Here is a 16,913-nt window from a genome sequence, read left to right as displayed (position 1 = left end):
AACGTATCAACGCTGGAGCGGCTCGTTCCACACGCGCGGCCGCAGAGCCACCCCGGACGTCCCCTCCTCCGGCGTCTTCACCGCGAGGAACTGGTTGACGCCGATCCGGTTGCGCTCGAAGGAGACCGCCGAGGCCGCCATGTACAGCCGCCAGACTCTCGCCCGGCCCGGCGAGACCATCCGCACGGCCTCGGCCCACCGGCTCTCCAGGTTGGCCACCCAGCGGCGCAGCGTCAGGGCGTAGTGCTCGCGGATGGCCTCCACGTCCCGCACCTCGAAGCCGGCGTCCTCCAGCGTGGCGAGCGTGCGGCCCATCGGCGCCAGCTCCCCGTCCGGGAAGACGTAAGCGTCGATGAACGGGTCGATCTCGTAGGCGCCTTCGTCGGGGGTGGGGCGGCGGGAGATCTGGTGGTTGAGCAGCCGGCCCCCCGGCTTGAGGAGCGCGTACAGCGTGTCGGCGTACTCGCGGTAGCGGACCTCGCCGACGTGCTCGGCCATGCCGATCGACGAAATGGCGTCGTACGGACCGTCCCTGACGTCGCGGTAGTCCTGCACCCGGATCTCGATCCGGTCGGTGAGGCCCTCCTCGGCGATCCGCTTGCGGGCGTGGACGGCCTGCTCGCGGGAGAGGGTGATGCCGACGACCCGGACGCCGTACTCACGGGCGGCGTGGATGGCCATGGACCCCCAGCCGCAGCCGACGTCGAGGAGCCGGTCGCCCTCGGTCAGGCGCAGCTTGCGGGCGATGAGGTCGAGCTTGTCGCGCTGCGCCTCCTCCAGCGTGCCGGCCTCGGTCCAGTAGGCGCAGGAGTAGACCATCGAGGGCCCGAGGACCAGGGCGTAGAAGTCGTTGCCCACGTCGTAGTGGTGCCCGATCGCCTGCCGGTCGCGGAGCTTGGTGTGCAGGGCGCCGCTGCGGCGGCGCACCTCCTCGGCGGGTGGCGCGGGAGGCGGAAGCGGGCCCGCCAGCTTCAGCAGCGCCCCGGCCGCGGCCCGGAGCCGGGGGTCGCGTACGGCCTCCAGGGCGCTCCTGGTCTCCTCCGAGCGCTCCCAGACGAGCCCGGCGAGCCGGTCCAGGACGTCGTACAGGTCGCCCTCGACGTCGATCTCGCCGGACACCCAGGCGCGGGCCAGGCCCAGTTCGCCGGGTTTCCAGAGCAGCCGGCGCAGGGCCCGGCGCTCGCGGACGATCAGGACGGGGCCGTCGGCGGGTCCGGCTTCGCTGCCGTCCCAGGCGCGCAGGCGCACCGGGAGCGGGGCTCCCAGCAGATCCTCGGCGAGAGTGGTCAGCCGCGATGCGGCGTCGGCCATGGTGCACACCTCCGTGATGTCGTGCCCCAGAAATGTTCGTCACCACGTAAACACCGTCCGTAGGCGAAACCAGTCCCGCCGTGGCACAACGACTCGGTAAAACAGCCGAAGGGCCGTCCGCACCACGGATGGCGGACGGCCCTTTCGGGTACTGCGGGGCACTGCGGGCGCGGCGGCGGCCTATGAGGGGGGCCGCTCGTCGTGCCGGTGGGGCGCGAGCCGGGTCAGGAGGCCTTGGCCTTCTCCTGGGCCGGCGCGGCGACGGGCGCCGGAGCCGGCTTGGCCGCCTCGTAGAACTCCTCGCGCGGCGTCTCCATCGCACCGAGGGAGACGACCTCGCGCTTGAGGAACATCGCGAGGGTCCAGTCGGCGAAGACGCGGATCTTACGGTTCCACGTCGGCACGGCCATGCCGTGGTAGCCACGGTGCATGTACCAGGCGAGACGGCCCTTGAGCTTGATCTTCGCCTTGCCCATGACGATCATCGCGACGCCCTTGTGGAGGCCGAGGCCCGCCACCGCACCCTTGTTGGAGTGCTCGTACGTCTTCTGCGGGAAGCCCCGCATGCCCGAGACCACGTTGTCGCCGAGGACCTTCGCCTGGCGCAGCGCGTGCTGGGCGTTCGGCGGGCACCAGGCGTTCTCGACGCCGGCCTTGCGGGAGGCGACGTCCGGGACCTGGGCGTTGTCGCCGGCGGCCCAGATGTAGTCGGTGCCCTGGACCTGGAGCTTCTCGGAGGTGTCCACGTGGCCGCGCGGGCCGAGCGGGAGACCGAAGCGGGCGAGCGCCGGGTTCGGCTTCACGCCGGCGGTCCAGACGATCGTGTTGGAGTCGACCTCGAGGCCGTTCTTCAGCACGACGTGGCCGTCGACGCAGGAGTCCATCGACGTCGAGAGGTAGATCTCGACACCGCGGCCCTCGAGGTGCTCCTTGCCCCAGCGGCCCAGCTCCGGGCCGACCTCGGGAAGGATCTTGTCGGCGGCGTCGACCAGGATGAAGCGCATGTCCTCGCGCTTCACGTTGGTGTAGTACTTCGCCGCGTCGCGGGCCATGTCCTCGACCTCGCCGATGGTCTCCGCGCCGGCGAAGCCGCCGCCCACGAAGACGAAGGTCAGCGCCTTGCGGCGGACGTCCTCGTCGGTCGTCGAGTCGGCCTTGTCCAGCTGCTCCAGGACGTGGTTGCGCAGGCCGATGGCCTCCTCCACGCCCTTCATGCCGATGCCCTGCTCGGCCAGGCCGGGGATCGGGAACGTGCGGGAGACCGCGCCCATCGCGATGACCAGGTAGTCGAAGGGCAGCTCGTAGGCCTCGCCGACGAGCGGCGCGACCGTGGCGACCTTGCGGTCCTGATCGATGGTGGTGACGCGGCCGGTGAGCACCTCGGCTCCGCGCACGACGCGTCGCAGGGGGACGACGACGTGCCTCGGCGAGATGCTGCCTGCGGCGGCTTCGGGGAGGAAGGGCTGGTACGTCATGTACGAGCGCGGGTCGACGACCGTGACGGTCGCCTCGCCGTAACGCATCTTCTTGAGAATGCGTCGAGCTGCGTACAGGCCTACGTACCCACCGCCTACTACGAGGATCCTGGGACGCTCCGTGGTGCTCATGCCATCGAGTATCCACCCCTCCGAGGGGGGTCGCTCGTGCGCCCCTTCACAAGCTCTTCCGGTACCTCTGCTACACTGCGCGGCCCACGTGACCCAGGTCATGGTGCTGCAAAGGAACCACCGGGTATCGGCGGGCGTTGTTCACCCCTGTTGAACTGGCCTGGAGAGCTGTCGTTAACCCTGAACCGGGTGGTGCGTTCACACGATGGAAACAGAGTGCGAACGGGTCCTCGACCTACGAAAGCGCCCCGGTGGGGGCCTCGGAGGCCCTGATGGCCCTCCCTGACCCCCCTCGGGGCGCTTTTCCTTGTGAAGAACTTCACGAACTTTCTCGGCGGCTCCCGGCGGGGACCCCCGAAGACTGTCCGTTATGCCACGGACAGGGCGATTCCGTCGAGGATGTCGTGCTCGCTGACGACGACCTCCGCGGCGCCCGTGCGCTCCATGATCTCCAGCAGCACCAGGGCCCCGACGGCGATGACGTCGACCCGTCCCGGGTGGATGACGGGGATCGCCGCCCGCTCGTCGTGGCCGGCCGCCAGCAGCCGGCCGGTCACCTCGGCGACCTGGTCGCGGGAGATCCGGGAGTGGTGGATCGCGGTGGAGTCGTACTCCGTCAGACCGAGCGCGATGGCCGCGACCGTCGTCACGGAGCCGGCGAGCCCGACGAGCGTCCCGGCTTCCGCGATCGGCACCGTCCCCGCGGCCAGGTCGAGCGCGGCCCGGACGTCGGCCCGCACCGCCTCGATCTCGGCGGGGGCCGGCGGGTCGCTGCGCACGTGCCGCTCCGTCAGCCGGACGCAGCCGATGTCGACGGAGCGGGCCGCCTCGACGTGACGGTCGCCGACGACGAACTCGGTGGAGCCGCCGCCGATGTCCACCACCAGACAGCGGCCGGCGCCGGGCAGCTCGGAGGTGGCACCGGTGAAGGAGAACTCGGCCTCCTGGTCGCCGCTGATCACCTCGGGCCGGACGCCCAGGATCTCGATCACGCCGTCGACGAACTCGTCGCGGTTCTCGGCGTCCCGCGAGGCGGAGGTGGCCACGAACCGGAGCTTGTGCGCGCCCAGCTTCGCGATGACGGCGGCGTACTCCCGGCAGGCGGCGAAGGTGCGCTCCAGGGCCTCGGGGGCCAGCCGCCCCGTCCGGTCGACGCCCTGGCCGAGCCGGACGATCGTCATCCGCCGGTCGAGCTCGGTCAGCTCGCCGGTGCCGGGGTCGACGTCGGCGACGAGGAGACGGATGGAGTTGGTGCCGCAGTCGATGGCGGCGACCCGGGTCGCGCCGGTCACGCCGTCCCCTCCTTCTTCTCCTCGTCCTTCTCCCCGCACGGGGTGACGCAGGGGCCCTTGGCCCACCACTCCGGCAGCATCGCGATCGCCTCGTCGCCGAACGGGTTGACCCCCGGTCCGGCGGCCAGCGAGTGGCCGACCAGGACGTGCAGGCACTTCACCCGGTCCGGCATGCCGCCGGCGCTCGGGAAGCCCTCCAGGACCTCGATCGCGTCCCGGCGGGCGATGTAGTCCTCGTGCGCGGCCCGGTAGGCGGCGGCCAGCTCCGGATCGGTGGAGAGCCGGGCCTGCATCTCCTTCATGACCCCGTTCGCCTCCAGGGTGCCGATGGCGGAGGCGGCGCGGGGGCAGGTCAGGTAGTACGTGGTGGGGAAGGGGGTGCCGTCCGGGAGCCGCGGCGCGGTCTCGACGACGTCCGGGTTGCCGCACGGGCAGCGGTGCGCGATGGCGCGCAGCCCGCGGGGCGGGCGGCCGAGCTGCGCCTCGAATGCGGCGACGTCCGCCTCGGTCGGCTCGGTGCGTGCGGTCTGCGGAGGGGGCGTTTCCATGCCTGCGTCTGTCTTCTCGTCGGTGGGCGGTGCGGGGCGTGTTGCCGTCACACCATCATCTCGCGCCCGCGTGTTCACGGGGCGCGTCGGCGCGGTCGACGCCGTCCCAGAGGTTGGAGTACCACGGGCGGCCGGCCGCCCCCTGCTCGGCGCGGCGGGCGCGCTCCGCCTCGGGGTCGTTCACGGTGAAACCGGTCTCGCCGGGGAGGACGTAGTGCAAATGCTCGCGGGCGAGGCGGCGGACGTACGCCGGGTCCTGGAGCCGTGCCTTCTCGTCCCGCAGCTCCTCGACCCGGGCCGCGGCCTCGGCGGCCTGGCGCTCCTGCTCGGCGATCTCGCCCTGCTGGGAGACGTACTGCCGCATGGGATAGGCGAGCGCCACGACCAGCGAGCAGACGATCAGGGCGAGGAGGGCCGCGCGGCCGGTGAGCCGGGAGCGGCGGGCCTGACGGCGGGTCTGGGAGCGGTAGACACGGGCGGCGGTCTGCTCCCCGAGCAGCCTGATCCGGGTCGCGGTCGAGAAGCGGTCCCGGTTCTTCGCGGCCATGTCGTGTCGCCTCCCCTGTCCGTTCCCTCACGCGCGTACGTCCCCGCACACGGTACGGGACCGGGTGCGGGGACGTACGGAAGCTACCTGCGGGAGGTCGTTCAGCCCTTGAAGCGGGGGAACGCGCTGCGGCCGGCGTAGACCGCGGCGTCGTCGAGGATCTCCTCGATGCGCAGCAGCTGGTTGTACTTGGCGACGCGCTCGGAGCGGGCCGGGGCGCCGGTCTTGATCTGGCCGCAGTTGGTGGCGACGGCGAGGTCGGCGATGGTGACGTCCTCGGTCTCGCCGGAGCGGTGGGACATCATGCACTTGAAGCCGTTGCGCTGGGCCAGCTCGACGGCGTCCAGGGTCTCGGTCAGCGAACCGATCTGGTTGACCTTCACCAGGAGGGCGTTGGCGGACGCCTCCTCGATGCCGCGGGCCAGGCGCTCCGGGTTGGTGACGAAGAGGTCGTCGCCGACGAGCTGCACCTTGGCGCCGAGCTTCTCGGTGATGACCTTCCAGCCGGCCCAGTCGTCCTCGAACAGCGGGTCCTCGATGGAGACCAGCGGGTAGGAGGCGACGAGCTCCTCGTAGTACTCGGTCATCTCGGCGGCCGAGCGGGACTTGCCCTCGAACTCGTACGAGCCGTCCTTGTAGAACTCGGAGGCGGCGCAGTCGAGCGCGAGCGCGATGTCCTTGCCCGGGACGTAGCCGGCCTGCTTGATGGCCTCGAGGATGAGGTCGAGCGCGGCGCGGTTGGAGTCCAGGTTCGGGGCGAAGCCGCCCTCGTCGCCCAGGCCGGTGGAGAGGCCCTTGGTCTTCAGGACGGACTTGAGGGTGTGGTAGACCTCCGTGCCCCAGCGCAGCGCCTCGGAGAAGGACTCCGCGCCGATCGGGGCGATCATGAACTCCTGGATGTCCACGTTGGAGTCGGCGTGCGAGCCGCCGTTCAGGATGTTCATCATCGGAACGGGCAGCAGGTGCGCGTTCGGGCCGCCGAGGTAGCGGAAGAGCGGCAGGTCCGACGCCTCGGAGGCGGCGTGCGCGACGGCGAGGGAGACGCCGAGGATGGCGTTGGCGCCGAGCGAGGACTTGTCCGGGGTGGCGTCCAGGTCGAACATCGCCTGGTCGATCAGGCGCTGCTCGGTGGCGTCGTAGCCGACGAGCTCCGGGCCGATCTGCTCGATGACGGCGAGGACGGCCTTCTCGACACCCTTGCCCTGGTAGCGGTTCGGGTCACCGTCGCGAAGCTCGAGGGCCTCGAACGCACCGGTGGAGGCGCCGGACGGAACAGCAGCACGGCCGGTGCTGCCGTCGTCGAGGCCGACCTCGACCTCGACCGTGGGGTTGCCTCGGGAGTCCAGGATTTCCCGGGCTACGACGACGTCGATGGACGGCACGAGCATCTCCTTCTGGGATGTGAAGCTAGATGTGAAGCATGCGGCGCAGGGTCTCTTTGGCCTTGCGGCAAGAGCCTAACCGGCTCCGGGGCTCCCGTCGGCCGGGCGCCCGCCCGCTGGGACGAAAAAGGACCCGGGGGCATGCATATGGGGCCAAAGGCCCTCAGATCTACTCGGCGGTAACCACGGGTGGGGCCCGGACGCGCGGAACCCCGGCCCGCAGCGCTCGGGGGAAGGGCGCTGCGGACCGGGGTGGTCACCGCGGGAGGGTCGTGGGGCCCGTGCGAGCCGCCGGACGCGCACGGGCCGCCGGGCTCACTTCAGGTGGAGCTGCTGGCCCGGGTAGATCAGGTCGGCGTCGTCGACGATGTCCTTGTTGAGCTCGAAGAGCTTCGCCCAGCCGCCCTTGACGTCGTGGGCGGCGGCGATGGTGCTCAGGGTGTCGTCGGCCTTGACCTTGTACTCGCCGTCACCCTTCTCGACCTTCTTGCCGGTGGGGGTGGTGACGGTCTTCTTCGGCGCGGCCTTCTTCTCCGCCTTCGGCGCGGTGCGCTTCTCGCTGCGGGTCGTCGGCTGCTCGGCCTTGCGCTCCGGCGCGGGGGCGGCCTGCTCGGCGGAGCCGCCGTCGTACGAGGCGCCGGAGAGGCCCACGCCGCAGCTCGGCCAGGCACCCTTGCCCTGGCCGGCCAGGACCTTCTCGGCGACCTGGATCTGCTGCGACTTGGAGGCCTGGTCGGCGGAGGCGGCGTACGCGGTGCCGCCGTAGGCGGCCCAGGTGGAGGCCGAGAACTGCAGGCCGCCGTAGTAGCCGTTGCCGGTGTTGATGGACCAGTTGCCGCCGGACTCGCACTGGGCGACGGCGTCCCACTCGGAGGACGTGGCGGCGGAGGCGGAGCCCGCGGTCATCAGCGGGGCGGCGACGGCGACACCGGCGACGCCGACGAGCGCGACGGCGCGGGTGGCCTTGGAAGCGCGACGGTGCTTGCCCTTACCCGAAAGCAGCATGGAGTTCTCCTCACCGACGCCTGCGAGGTGAGCTGTCGGGTTCGGACCAAGTGAGTTGTCCGGCCGCGTGACCAGCACGCGGCTCCACCCCAAGCCGGTGTTCCGGCCGTCTCTCAACGGCCGGGACCGGCGCTTACCTTGGGTCCCCCGCTCCTGCCTACGGCGCTTGCGCGACGACTGTTCCCATCGACCGACGGCAGGATTCGGCGTTCCCGGTCGACGAGGCCCGCGGTGGCGAGCGGTGTCGACCGTAAACACAGACCCCCGTGAAGTTCAAAGAGGTCCATAGGGGAGAAATCACCCCTCCTTGCCCCTGCCCAAAAGCCGTTTACGCAGGTGAGAGGCGACAGGAGCAAACTTTGCGGACGTGACACGCCAGTTGGGGCAAAGAGACCCTTGTCTCACTTGCACAGAACCGGACATACAGCCCCTAACTACCCCTGCGCGGGGACGGTTTCGGGGGTCAGGTCGAGGCTCTGGCCAGGGAGGATGAGGTCCGGGTCGGCACCCACCGTTCCACGGTTGGCGTCATAGAGGGCGGTCCAGCCGCCGGGCAGCTCGTTCTGCTGGGCGATCTCGGTGAGGTTGTCCCCCGGCTTGACGGTGTATTCGTCCGCAGTGCCGGGAGTGCCCGTATTGTCCACAGGCTTCCCGGGGGTGGCGTCCTTTGTCGTCCCGTCAGTCCCGGTCGCGCCCTCGGTCGGCTCGGCGCCCTCGGCCGGCTCGCCCGGCGAGGCGTGACGGCCGCCCTCGCGGCTCGCTTCCGTACCGCTTTCGCGCGTGGTGTCCGTTTGGCCCGGCTCTTCGGGGGCGGCGCCGCCGCGGTGCTTGCCGGTGCCGGGGGCGACCGGCTCGGACGGGGTCCCGGACTCCGGCGCGCCGGTGGCCGTGGAGGCGTCCGGCGTCGCCGGGGTGGCGGGCGCGGACGTGGCGGGCGCGGACGCCCTGGGGGTGACGGGCGCGATCGGGGAGGTCCCCGGGGTGGCGGACGCGGACGGGAGGCCGTCGGTCCGGTTCGACTCCGCGGCCGGCCCGGTGGGCTCCTCCGGCGTGATCGGAGGCCCCGGGTCGACGTCGGGGGCGGTGCCGTCGTTGGTCAGACCGGCGATCGGGGCGCAGGTGGCCCACTCGGTGCCGCCCGCGGCGAACGCCCGCTCGGCCACGGTGATCTGCTGCGCCCGGCTGGCGAGGTCCGCACTGGTCGCGTACGACAGGCCGCCGTGCCGCTCCCAGGTCTCCTGGGTGAACTGGAGTCCGCCGTAGAGCCCGTTGCCGAAGTTGGCACTCCACAGGCCACCCGATTCGCACTCGGCCACCCGGTCCCAGGTGGCGACATCGGCGGCCGAGGCGGACCCGGCGCCGAGCAACGGCAGCGCGAGAGCCGATCCGGTCACGCCTGCGGCGACGACTATGGCGGGGGCCTGGCGGGGTCTGCGGTGACGTCCGTTCCCGGAGCGCATGCGAGGTGCCTTTCGCGTGACGGCTGAGACTGCGGTGAACGTAGCGGCATTCGAACGTCAGTCACAAGTCGATGCAGCGGAGATCACGTAAAAGTCACAGTCTTGATGGGCCGTCAGCTGCCAGAACGGGTGAACTCCACCGGAAGCGTGCGCAATCCACGCATGATGAGACCTCCGCGCCACCGCAGATCCGCCGGGTCGGCGGCGAGGCGGAGGTCCGGCAGCCGGGTCAGAAGGGTGGCCAGGGCGATCTGTCCTTCGAGCCGGGCGAGGGGGGCGCCGATGCAGTAGTGGATGCCGTGGCCGTACCCCAGGTGCTGGTTGTCGCGCCGGGACAGATCGAGGGTGTCGGGCGCGTCGAACCGCGCCGGATCGCGGTCGGCGGCGGCGAGCACGACGAGGACGGGATCCCCCGCCGGAATCTGCTGCCCGCCGATCGTCAGCGGCTCCAAGGCGTAGCGCCACGTGGCCAGTTCGACCGGCCCGTCATAGCGCAGCAGCTCCTCGACACCGGTCTCCAAGAGGCCCCGCTCCCCCGCCGCGAGCGACTCCTGCAGACGCGCGCGCTGGCCGGGGTTCCGCAGCAGGGCGTAGACCCCGTTCCCGACCAGATTGACCGTGGTCTCGAAGCCGGCGAAGAGCAGGATGAAGGCCATCGCCGCGGCCTCGTTCTCGGTGAGGTGCTCCCCGTGGTCCGAGGCCTTGATGAGCCCCGAGATCAGGTCGTCCCCGGGGTCGAGCCGCTTGCGGTGGATCAGCTCGGCGAGGTACCCGCGCATCTTCTTCACCGACCGCGCGACCCCGCCGCGCGGCCCGCCGCCGTGCCGGATCATCATCCCGGCCCAGTCCCGGAAGTCGTCCTGGTCCTCGCGCGGGACACCGAGCAGGTCGCAGATGGCGTAGATGGGGAGCGGGAAGGCGAACTCGTGGATCAGGTCGGCGCTGCCCTCCCGCGCGAACCCGTCGATGAGCCGGTCCGTCAGCTCCTGCACCCGGGGCGCGAACTCGGCGACCCGCCGCGGCGTGAACGCCTTCGACACCAGCCGCCGCAGCCGGGTGTGGTCCGGCGGGTCGATGTTGAGCAGGTGCGTCATCAGCTCGGCCTTGCGCTCCCCCGGGATCCCCGTCTTCCCCTTGGCGTGCGCGGACTCGGCGTGGTGCGCCGGGTTCTTCGACAGCCGCTGGTCGGCGAGCGCCTGACGCGCGTCGGCGTAGCGGGTCACCAGCCACGCCTCGACCCCGCTGGGCAGCTGGGCCCGGTGCACGGGGGCGTGCTCGCGGAGCCAGGCGTAGGCGGGGTACGGATCGGTCGCGAACTCCCAGGTGAAGAGCTCGGGAGCGGCGGGGAGACCGGAGACGGAGGGCTGGTCGTGCATGGTGCCGACAGTAACCGGCCGGGCCGGGGGCGGGGCGCCGGGCTGCGGGGCCTCCGCGGCGCGGAGCGCCCCGGCCGCGCGTCCGGGGGCCGCGAGGCGCCTCCCCTCCACAGTGCCCCCCTAGACCGTGAGGCCCTACACCGTGAGGCCCTCCGCCGCGCGGATCGTGTCGCGGTAGGCGCGGGCGGCCGCGCGGAGGGCCGCCTCCGGGTCGACGCCGTCCGCCTCCGCCCGGGCGGCGAGGGCGAGCAGTTCGTAGCCGATGCCCTCGCCGGCCGGAGGTTTCACGTCGAGGCCGGCCGTCCGGACCCGGCCGGCCAGCTTCGTGGCAAGCGCGAGGCCCGGCTGCCCGAGGGGCACCCCGTCCGTCACCGAGGCGCGCTGCTTCTCGGCGGCCTTGGTGCGCAGCCAGTGGGCCTTGACCTCCTCCGGGGTCTCGGCGGTCGCGTCGCCGAAGACGTGCGGGTGGCGGTGGATCAGCTTCTCCACGATCGTCGCGGCGACGTCGTCGACCGAGAAGGGCTCGTCCTCGTCCTCCTCGGCGATCCGGGCGTGGAAGACGACCTGGAGGAGGACGTCGCCGAGCTCCTCGCGCAGCTCGTCGCGGTCGCCGACCTCGATCGCCTCGACGAGTTCGTACGCCTCCTCGATGCCGTACTTCGCGAGCCCCTTGTGGGTCTGCCGGGAGGACCACGGGCACTCCCGGCGGATGCGGTCCATGACCTGCACCAGGTCGAGGAGGCGGGCGCCGGGCAGGTCGTACGAGCCGGGCAGCAGCTCCAGGTCGGGCATGGCCACCCGGCCCGAGCCGGCGAGCCGGGCGAGCCCGTCCGTCAGCGCCTGGTCGCCCTCGCCGGACGGCAGGACGACCACGGTCCGTCCGCCGGCGCACCGGTCGACGAGGTCCTGCGCGGTGGGCCGGGCGTGCTCGACGGTGATCCCGGCCTCGCGGAGGTACGGCAGCTGGGGGTGGTGCTCGTCGGCGCACACCACGCCGTCGGCGGCGCGCAGCGCCTGCCAGGCGGGCCAGGACAGCAGTCCGGGGGCCACGCGATGGCTGGCGGTGAGAAGGACGACACGACCGGTCCCGGCGGGTGCTTCAGCGTTCACCCTTCGACCTTACGCGGGCCCGGCGGGCGCCCGGTCCCCGCGTCCCGCCGCCCGCCCGGCCGGTGAACCGGGCCGTGGCGGCCGCTGCTCCTCGTCCGTTCCTCGTCCGTCCTGCTACGCGCCCGCCGGGACGGCCTGCGGGTCCTGGCTGATCTGGCGCAGCCAGGGCGCGGTGTAGGTGCCGAGCTGGATCTTCTCGTCGTCCCAGGCGCCGAACCGCGGGTTCACGTCGATGTCGAGGTCCTTGGAGGCGGCGGTGAAGACCTCGGTGAGCTTCTTCTGGCCCTCGGGGGTGTTGGCGATGCCGAGCTTGGCGGCGATCTTGTTCATGAGGACGGTGCGGCGGACGACCTCGTCGATCCGGTCGGGGGCGACCCCCTGCTGCTGGAGCAGCATCGCGGCGAGCTGGGCCTCGCCGCCGCTCTGCGCGGCGAACTCGCCGCGCGCCTTCTGGATCTCCCCGCGGCTGACGGTGATGCCGTGGTCGGCGCCGACCCGCTCCACCACCCGGTCGAAGATCATCACGTTGAGCTTCTCGCGGCTGAGGTCACCGGTGGCCTTGATCAGGTCCGCGGACTGGGGCGACTTCTGCTGGGCGGACCGTACGTCCCGCACCTGCGCCTGGAGGCTGGACACCTCGATCCGCTCGCCGCCGACGACGGCGGCGGCCCCCGGGTGGGCGTCGCTGCCGCAGGCGGCGAGCAGCGGAGCCGCGGCGAGGAGCGCGGCGGAGACGGAGAGCGCGGTGCGGCGGTGCAAAGGAGCCTCCCGGCGTGGGTCGTGCGGCAGTGGAACGACCTTGCGGTGATCGATGTTAGGCAGTCGCCGTGGCCGGGGCCACTACTTCGAAGCGACTGTTTCGGTCAACGACTCCCGTGTTCGGGTGGTGTCGGGTCGCAACATGATCGTCCGGGAGACCAGGAAGGTGATGGGGATGGCCGCCGCGGCGGCCATCAGGGGGGCGTAGCGGCTGTCGACGCCGGCCAGGTCGACCAGGACGTAGACGCCGACGGTGGTGATCACGAAGTTCGCCGCGTTGGTGAGCGGGAAGAGCAGGAACTTCCGCCAGGTGGGGCGGGTGCGGTAGGTGAAGTACGAGGTGAGGAAGAACGAGCCGATCATGGAGAACACGGACGCGACGACGTGCGCGGCGATGTACGGCATCCAGGCGACGAGGAGCAGATACGGGCCGTAGTAGGTGGCCGTGTTCACGACGCCGACCAGCGCGAAGCGCACGGCCTGCCAGGTCACCGTCATCGCCGTACGAGCTCCTCCGGGCGCTGCCGCTGGGCGGGCACCCCCACGTTCGTCGCCTTCACCAGGAAGTGCGGGCGTCGCTTCACCTCGTAGTAGATCCTGCCGACGTACTCCCCCACCAGCCCCAGCATCACCATCTGGACGCCGGCCAGCGCCGTGACCGTCACGAGCAGGGTGACGTATCCGGGTGTGTCCACGCCGTTCACCAGCGCGACACCGACGATCCAGGCCGCGTACGCCAGGGCCACCGAGACCAGGACCATTCCCAGATAGACGGCGGCTCGCAGGGGCTTGTTGTTGAAGGAGAGAAGTCCGTCGAGGCCGTAGTTCAGCAGCTTTCCGAAGCTCCATTTCGAGCGGCCTTCCTCCCGCACCGCATTCTCGTACTCGAATGTGGTGGTACGGAATCCGACCCAGGCGAAGATGCCCTTGGAGAATCGGTTGTACTCGGTCAGTTCCAGGATCGAGTCGACCGTTCGGCGGGAAAGCAGCCGGAAGTCGCCGACCCCGTCCACCAGCTCGACGTCCACCAGCCGGTTGATCGCCCAGTAGTAGGCGCGCGCGGTCACGGTGCGGGTCACCCGGTCGCCGGTGCGGGTCCGGCGGGCGATGACCTGGTCGTACCCCTCGGCGTGGAGGGCGACCATGCGGTGCACGAGCTCCGGCGGATGCTGGAGGTCGGCGTCCATGATCACCACGGCGTCGCCCGCGGCGTGCCGCAGGCCGGCCAGCATCGCCGCCTCCTTGCCGAAGTTGCGGCTGAAGGAGACGTAGCGGGCACGGGGGTCGGAGGCGGCGATCTCCTCCAGGAGCGGGAGCGTACGGTCGTGACTTCCGTCGTCCACGTAGACCAGCTCGAATTCGCCGTCGAAGCGGGAGAGTTCGGTGGTCACATGGTCGTGGAAGCGGCCGATGATCTCCTCTTCGTTGAAGCACGGGACCACAATCGAGAGCAGCACGGGAGAAACGACAACGGAGCCGGATGTCGGCGGCGGATTCGCGACGTGACGGCGAGACGACCATTGAATGAACTGGCCGCCGAAGCGCACGATTTCGTTTCTCCGGCTGGCATATTCGAACCATCATGAAGATCAGGACCCAGCGGGCGGGACGCGCCGCGGGGCTCGCCGGGTTCCTCACCGTGCTCGCCGTGTGCACCGGGGACGCCGTCGCCCGTGCCTTCCCCTTCGGCCCGCGCCGACGCGCCGTCAACGACCTGGCCAACCAGTTCGTCCCGTTCCACGCGCACCTGTGGGACCTGCTGCGCGGGGACGCCGACGGCGGGCTGCTCCTCAACTGGCGGTCCGGCTGGGGCACCAGCTTCCTGCCCGACCTCGGCACCTATCTGACGAGCCCCTTCGCTCCGCTCGTCGCGCTGTTCCCGCGCGACGACATCGAGTACGCGGTCTACGCCGTCACGGTCCTGAAGACGGCGGTGGCGGCCGCCGCCATGACCGCGCTGCTGCTGCGCACCCGGCCGGGCACGTGGTGGGCGGCCGGGCTGCTCGGCGCCTCGTACGGCCTGTGCGGCTGGTCCGTCGCCGAGGCCACGTACAACCCCATGTGGCTCGACGGGCTGATCGCCTTCCCGCTGCTGTGCCTGGTGGGCGAGTGGGTGCGGGAGGGGCGGCGGCCGCTCCTCGGGCCGCTGGTGGTCGCGCTCTGCTGGATCGCGAACTTCTACACCGCATACATGGCCACCCTCGGCGCGGCCCTGGTCCTGCTGGTCCGGCTCGCCGAGACCGACTCCTTCCGCCTCCGCGTGGTGGGCCGGGCGGCCGCCACGACCGGGCTCGGCGTGGGGCTCGCCGCGCCCGTCCTGTTCCCCGTCCTCCTCGGCTCCCGGCTCGCGCACCCCGGTCTCATCCGGGAGTTCGCCCCGGTCGCCTGGCCGGACTTCCTCGCCCGGCTGCTGCCCGCCACGTACAGCTTCTCCAGCCCCGCGGTCTTCGTCTTCACCGCCGTGCCGTTGCTCGCGCTGTCGCTGCCGCTGCGCCGGGACGTCGCGTGGCGCGGGCGGTGGCTGTGGGCGGGGCTGGCCGTGACCGTGGCGGTGTCCACGCAGTGGGGCCCGACCCATCTGCTGTGGCACCTCTTCGCCACGCCGAACGGCAGCCCCTACCGGCAGACGTTCGTCCTCGCGGGCGTCCTCGTCCTCACCGCCTGGGCCGGCCTCGCGCACGGCCCGCCCGACCGGCGGGCGCTGCTCGGCGGGGCCGGGGCGGTGGGTCTCGCGGCGGCGGTCGCGCTGCTCAGCCCGCTGGCGCACGGCTGGGCGCTGCTGCTGGGCGCGGCCGGATGCGCCGCCGTCGTCGGGGCGATGCTCCTGCCCCGGCGGGGGCGGTACGCGGCCGTGGCCGCCGTCGTCCTGTCGGGGGCGCTGGTCGGGCAGGCGGCGGCGACCACCGCGTACGCCGACCGGGAGCGGGCGGCCCGCCTCGACGACTATCCGGCGTACGGCGCGGAACACGCGCGGCGGGCCGCGGCGCTCGCGGCTGCCGACGGCTGGCCGGCCTACCGGACGGATTCCGGGCTGCCCCGGGTCGCGGGCAACGACCCGCTGCTGCTGGGCGGGCAGGGCGGCGCCTACTACAGCAGCCACACCCCGGAGGCCCTGACGCGGACGCTGACGGCGCTCGGCGGCGGCTGGACCTCGCGCGGCCGGAACCTGCTGGGCCTCGACAACCCGGTGACGGACGCCCTGTTCGGGGTCGGCGCGCGGTGGCGGGACGGCGCCGTCGTCCGCACGGATCCCGCGCTGGTCCTCCCGCTGGTGACCGTACGGCCGGAGGGCACGGCGCCGCCGCGGTACGGACCTTCGCCGTTCCGCAACCAGGAGCTGCTGCTCGGGGCGCGGGTCTACGAACCGGCGGGGGCGGGCGGGGTCTGCCCGGCCGGCCGCGAGGTCGTCCTCTGGGCGCCGGACTTCACCGGCACGGCCCGGCTCGGGGCCCGGACCGCGCGGCTCCTCGGCGGCCTGCCGAAGCGGCGGGCGGCGATGGTCGCCCTCGGCGTCCCGCGCACGGCGGGCGAACGCCCGGTCCTGACCGGGCGGGGCGAGCGGGGGCAGGTGGAGTGCCTGGACCACGCGCGCCTGCGGACGGCGGTGGCGGGGCTGCGGGCGACGGCGCCGACGTCGGTACGGATCACGTCCACCGGCCTGCGGGCCACCTTCGCCCCCGGCACCCGCGGCACGCTCGTCCTGGCGGCCCCCCGCATCGCGGGCTGGCGCTGCGAGGGCCGCCCGGCCGGTTCGTACGGCGGCCTGGTGGCGACCCCCGTTCCGCCCGCCGGCACCGCGGTGACCTGCGCGTTCCGTCCCCCGGGGCTCCGGGCCGGGCTGGGCGCGGGGGGTGCGGCGGCGGTGCTGCTGCTGGGTTCGGTCCTCCGGCGGCGGCGTTCCTGCGGCCCGTCCGCGCCTTCCATGGGCCCGGGGCCGGGAACGCGCGAGGGGCCGGACGCGGTGCGTCCGGCCCCCTCCGCGCGGAGCGGCGTCAGTTCTTGACGGGCTGCAGGCAGAGGACGAACTTCTCGTGCTCCCACTCCTGCGCCAGCGCGCTCAGCTCGCCGCACTTCTCGACGTCGAAGGTGCCGTCGACGACCTTGGTGACCTTGTAGAGGTCGGGCGCCTTGTCGTCGCACCCCTTGGTCTCGACCTTCGGGTCGTTGTCCGGGCCGGTGACGGTGATGCAGTCGCCGGCCTCGGCGTGGGTGGGAAGGTCGCCGCTGATCGCCGCGTACCCGAACTTCACGCCGAGCGCGATCGCGATGGCCGCGACGATGCCCAGGATCTTCTTGCCCAGGCCGCCCTTCTTCGGCGGCTCGGCGGGGGCGACGGGCTCGCCGAAGGCGGCGGGCTGCTCGGGGGTGACGGGCGGCGGCGTGGTGGTCATGAAGGATTCCTTGGGGACGTGTACATGATCGAACGCGAACGCTACATGTCGCAGATCGGTCAAAACGGACCAGGAGGAACCCGTCACCGATCAGATGCGCACTCGTGATCCTGTCGCCCCGTCAG

The 16,913-nt window shown here is 72.0% G+C and carries 15 protein-coding genes and 1 riboswitch; of the genes, 1 reads left to right on the top strand and 14 read right to left on the bottom strand.

Translation table 11 applies throughout. From position 1 onward, the window contains the following. Window positions 1–6 precede the first annotated feature (6 nt). The 13 genes from ACZ6RC_RS27430 to ACZ6RC_RS27370 all read right to left on the bottom strand — a co-directional run bounded on the left by ACZ6RC_RS27430 (window position 7) and on the right by ACZ6RC_RS27370 (window position 13,854). Window positions 7–1,311: a class I SAM-dependent methyltransferase gene (locus ACZ6RC_RS27430; RefSeq protein WP_469587984.1), complete on the bottom strand. Its 1,305-nt coding sequence runs from the start codon at window positions 1,309–1,311 to the stop codon at window positions 7–9. A 224-nt stretch (window positions 1,312–1,535) separates the two neighbouring features. Next, a complete protein-coding gene (locus tag ACZ6RC_RS27425) occupies window positions 1,536–2,918 on the bottom strand; it encodes an NAD(P)/FAD-dependent oxidoreductase (protein ID WP_391145540.1) in 1,383 nt (460 codons plus the stop codon). A 368-nt stretch (window positions 2,919–3,286) separates the two neighbouring features. Next, window positions 3,287–4,210 carry a Ppx/GppA phosphatase family protein gene (locus ACZ6RC_RS27420; RefSeq protein WP_469587981.1) on the bottom strand — a complete coding sequence of 308 codons (924 nt, stop codon included), beginning with the start codon at window positions 4,208–4,210 and terminating at the stop codon, window positions 3,287–3,289. Then, the gene (locus ACZ6RC_RS27415; protein WP_391145543.1) at window positions 4,207–4,758 is read right to left on the bottom strand and encodes a DUF501 domain-containing protein; all 552 of its coding nucleotides are present in this window, start codon (window positions 4,756–4,758) and stop codon (window positions 4,207–4,209) included. The genes ACZ6RC_RS27420 and ACZ6RC_RS27415 overlap by 4 nt, the downstream gene beginning before the upstream one ends. Window positions 4,759–4,813: 55 nt before the next feature. Then, window positions 4,814–5,305, bottom strand: a complete 492-nt coding sequence (locus ACZ6RC_RS27410; RefSeq protein ID WP_469587977.1) for an FtsB family cell division protein — start codon at window positions 5,303–5,305, stop codon at window positions 4,814–4,816. Window positions 5,306–5,406: 101 nt separating this feature from the next. Next, window positions 5,407–6,693, bottom strand: a complete 1,287-nt coding sequence (gene eno, locus ACZ6RC_RS27405) for a phosphopyruvate hydratase (RefSeq protein ID WP_365715901.1) — start codon at window positions 6,691–6,693, stop codon at window positions 5,407–5,409. A 309-nt stretch (window positions 6,694–7,002) separates the two neighbouring features. Next, window positions 7,003–7,692 carry a transglycosylase family protein gene (locus ACZ6RC_RS27400; RefSeq protein ID WP_391145548.1) on the bottom strand — a complete coding sequence of 230 codons (690 nt, stop codon included), beginning with the start codon at window positions 7,690–7,692 and terminating at the stop codon, window positions 7,003–7,005. Between the two features lie 2 nt (window positions 7,693–7,694). Further along, window positions 7,695–7,867, bottom strand: a riboswitch (cyclic di-AMP (ydaO/yuaA leader). Between the two features lie 259 nt (window positions 7,868–8,126). Beyond that, window positions 8,127–9,086: a transglycosylase family protein gene (locus ACZ6RC_RS27395; RefSeq protein WP_469587974.1), complete on the bottom strand. Its 960-nt coding sequence runs from the start codon at window positions 9,084–9,086 to the stop codon at window positions 8,127–8,129. 179 nt (window positions 9,087–9,265) lie between these two features. Next, complete coding sequence (locus ACZ6RC_RS27390) at window positions 9,266–10,528, bottom strand: cytochrome P450 family protein (protein ID WP_391145553.1); 1,263 nt, start codon at window positions 10,526–10,528, stop codon at window positions 9,266–9,268. Window positions 10,529–10,663: 135 nt separating this feature from the next. Further along, complete coding sequence (locus ACZ6RC_RS27385) at window positions 10,664–11,638, bottom strand: nucleoside triphosphate pyrophosphohydrolase (protein WP_469587971.1); 975 nt, start codon at window positions 11,636–11,638, stop codon at window positions 10,664–10,666. A 114-nt stretch (window positions 11,639–11,752) separates the two neighbouring features. Continuing rightward, the gene (locus tag ACZ6RC_RS27380) at window positions 11,753–12,397 is read right to left on the bottom strand and encodes a SurA N-terminal domain-containing protein (RefSeq protein WP_391145559.1); all 645 of its coding nucleotides are present in this window, start codon (window positions 12,395–12,397) and stop codon (window positions 11,753–11,755) included. An 81-nt stretch (window positions 12,398–12,478) separates the two neighbouring features. Next, window positions 12,479–12,895, bottom strand: a complete 417-nt coding sequence (locus tag ACZ6RC_RS27375) for a GtrA family protein (RefSeq protein WP_391145562.1) — start codon at window positions 12,893–12,895, stop codon at window positions 12,479–12,481. Continuing rightward, window positions 12,892–13,854: a glycosyltransferase family 2 protein gene (locus ACZ6RC_RS27370; protein WP_391145565.1), complete on the bottom strand. Its 963-nt coding sequence runs from the start codon at window positions 13,852–13,854 to the stop codon at window positions 12,892–12,894. Before ACZ6RC_RS27370 ends, ACZ6RC_RS27375 begins: the two co-directional genes overlap by 4 nt. Before the next feature lie 125 nt (window positions 13,855–13,979). On the opposite strand from ACZ6RC_RS27370, the gene ACZ6RC_RS27365 reads away from it, so the two are divergent. Further along, entirely contained in the window at window positions 13,980–16,400 is a 2,421-nt protein-coding gene (locus ACZ6RC_RS27365) for a YfhO family protein (RefSeq protein ID WP_469587966.1), read from the top strand. On the opposite strand, the gene ACZ6RC_RS27360 is transcribed toward ACZ6RC_RS27365, so the two are convergent. Next, window positions 16,390–16,788, bottom strand: coding sequence for an LppU/SCO3897 family protein (locus ACZ6RC_RS27360; RefSeq protein WP_453617348.1), 399 nt, complete (start codon window positions 16,786–16,788; stop codon window positions 16,390–16,392). The two genes, ACZ6RC_RS27365 and ACZ6RC_RS27360, sit on opposite strands and share 11 nt — an antisense overlap. Window positions 16,789–16,913 lie beyond the last annotated feature (125 nt).

It is taken from the genome of Streptomyces sp. NPDC048353, from assembly GCF_055587165.1.
The sequence above is the reverse complement of the archived record's forward strand: the minus strand, read 5'-3'. Positions and strand labels throughout refer to the sequence as shown.

Bases quoted from the DNA above. Each gene is read 5' to 3' on its own strand.
- ACZ6RC_RS27430 (WP_469587984.1), bottom strand. From the start codon at position 1,311: ATGGCCGACGCCGCATCGCGGCTGACCACTCTCGCCGAGGATCTGCTG.
- ACZ6RC_RS27425 (WP_391145540.1), bottom strand. From the start codon at position 2,918: ATGAGCACCACGGAGCGTCCCAGGATCCTCGTAGTAGGCGGTGGGTAC.
- ACZ6RC_RS27415 (WP_391145543.1), bottom strand. From the start codon at position 4,758: ATGGAAACGCCCCCTCCGCAGACCGCACGCACCGAGCCGACCGAGGCG.
- ACZ6RC_RS27410 (WP_469587977.1), bottom strand. From the start codon at position 5,305: ATGGCCGCGAAGAACCGGGACCGCTTCTCGACCGCGACCCGGATCAGG.
- eno (WP_365715901.1), bottom strand. From the start codon at position 6,693: ATGCTCGTGCCGTCCATCGACGTCGTCGTAGCCCGGGAAATCCTGGAC.
- ACZ6RC_RS27400 (WP_391145548.1), bottom strand. From the start codon at position 7,692: ATGCTGCTTTCGGGTAAGGGCAAGCACCGTCGCGCTTCCAAGGCCACC.
- ACZ6RC_RS27390 (WP_391145553.1), bottom strand. From the start codon at position 10,528: ATGCACGACCAGCCCTCCGTCTCCGGTCTCCCCGCCGCTCCCGAGCTC.
- ACZ6RC_RS27375 (WP_391145562.1), bottom strand. From the start codon at position 12,895: ATGACGGTGACCTGGCAGGCCGTGCGCTTCGCGCTGGTCGGCGTCGTG.
- ACZ6RC_RS27365 (WP_469587966.1), top strand. From the start codon at position 13,980: ATGAAGATCAGGACCCAGCGGGCGGGACGCGCCGCGGGGCTCGCCGGG.
- ACZ6RC_RS27360 (WP_453617348.1), bottom strand. From the start codon at position 16,788: ATGACCACCACGCCGCCGCCCGTCACCCCCGAGCAGCCCGCCGCCTTC.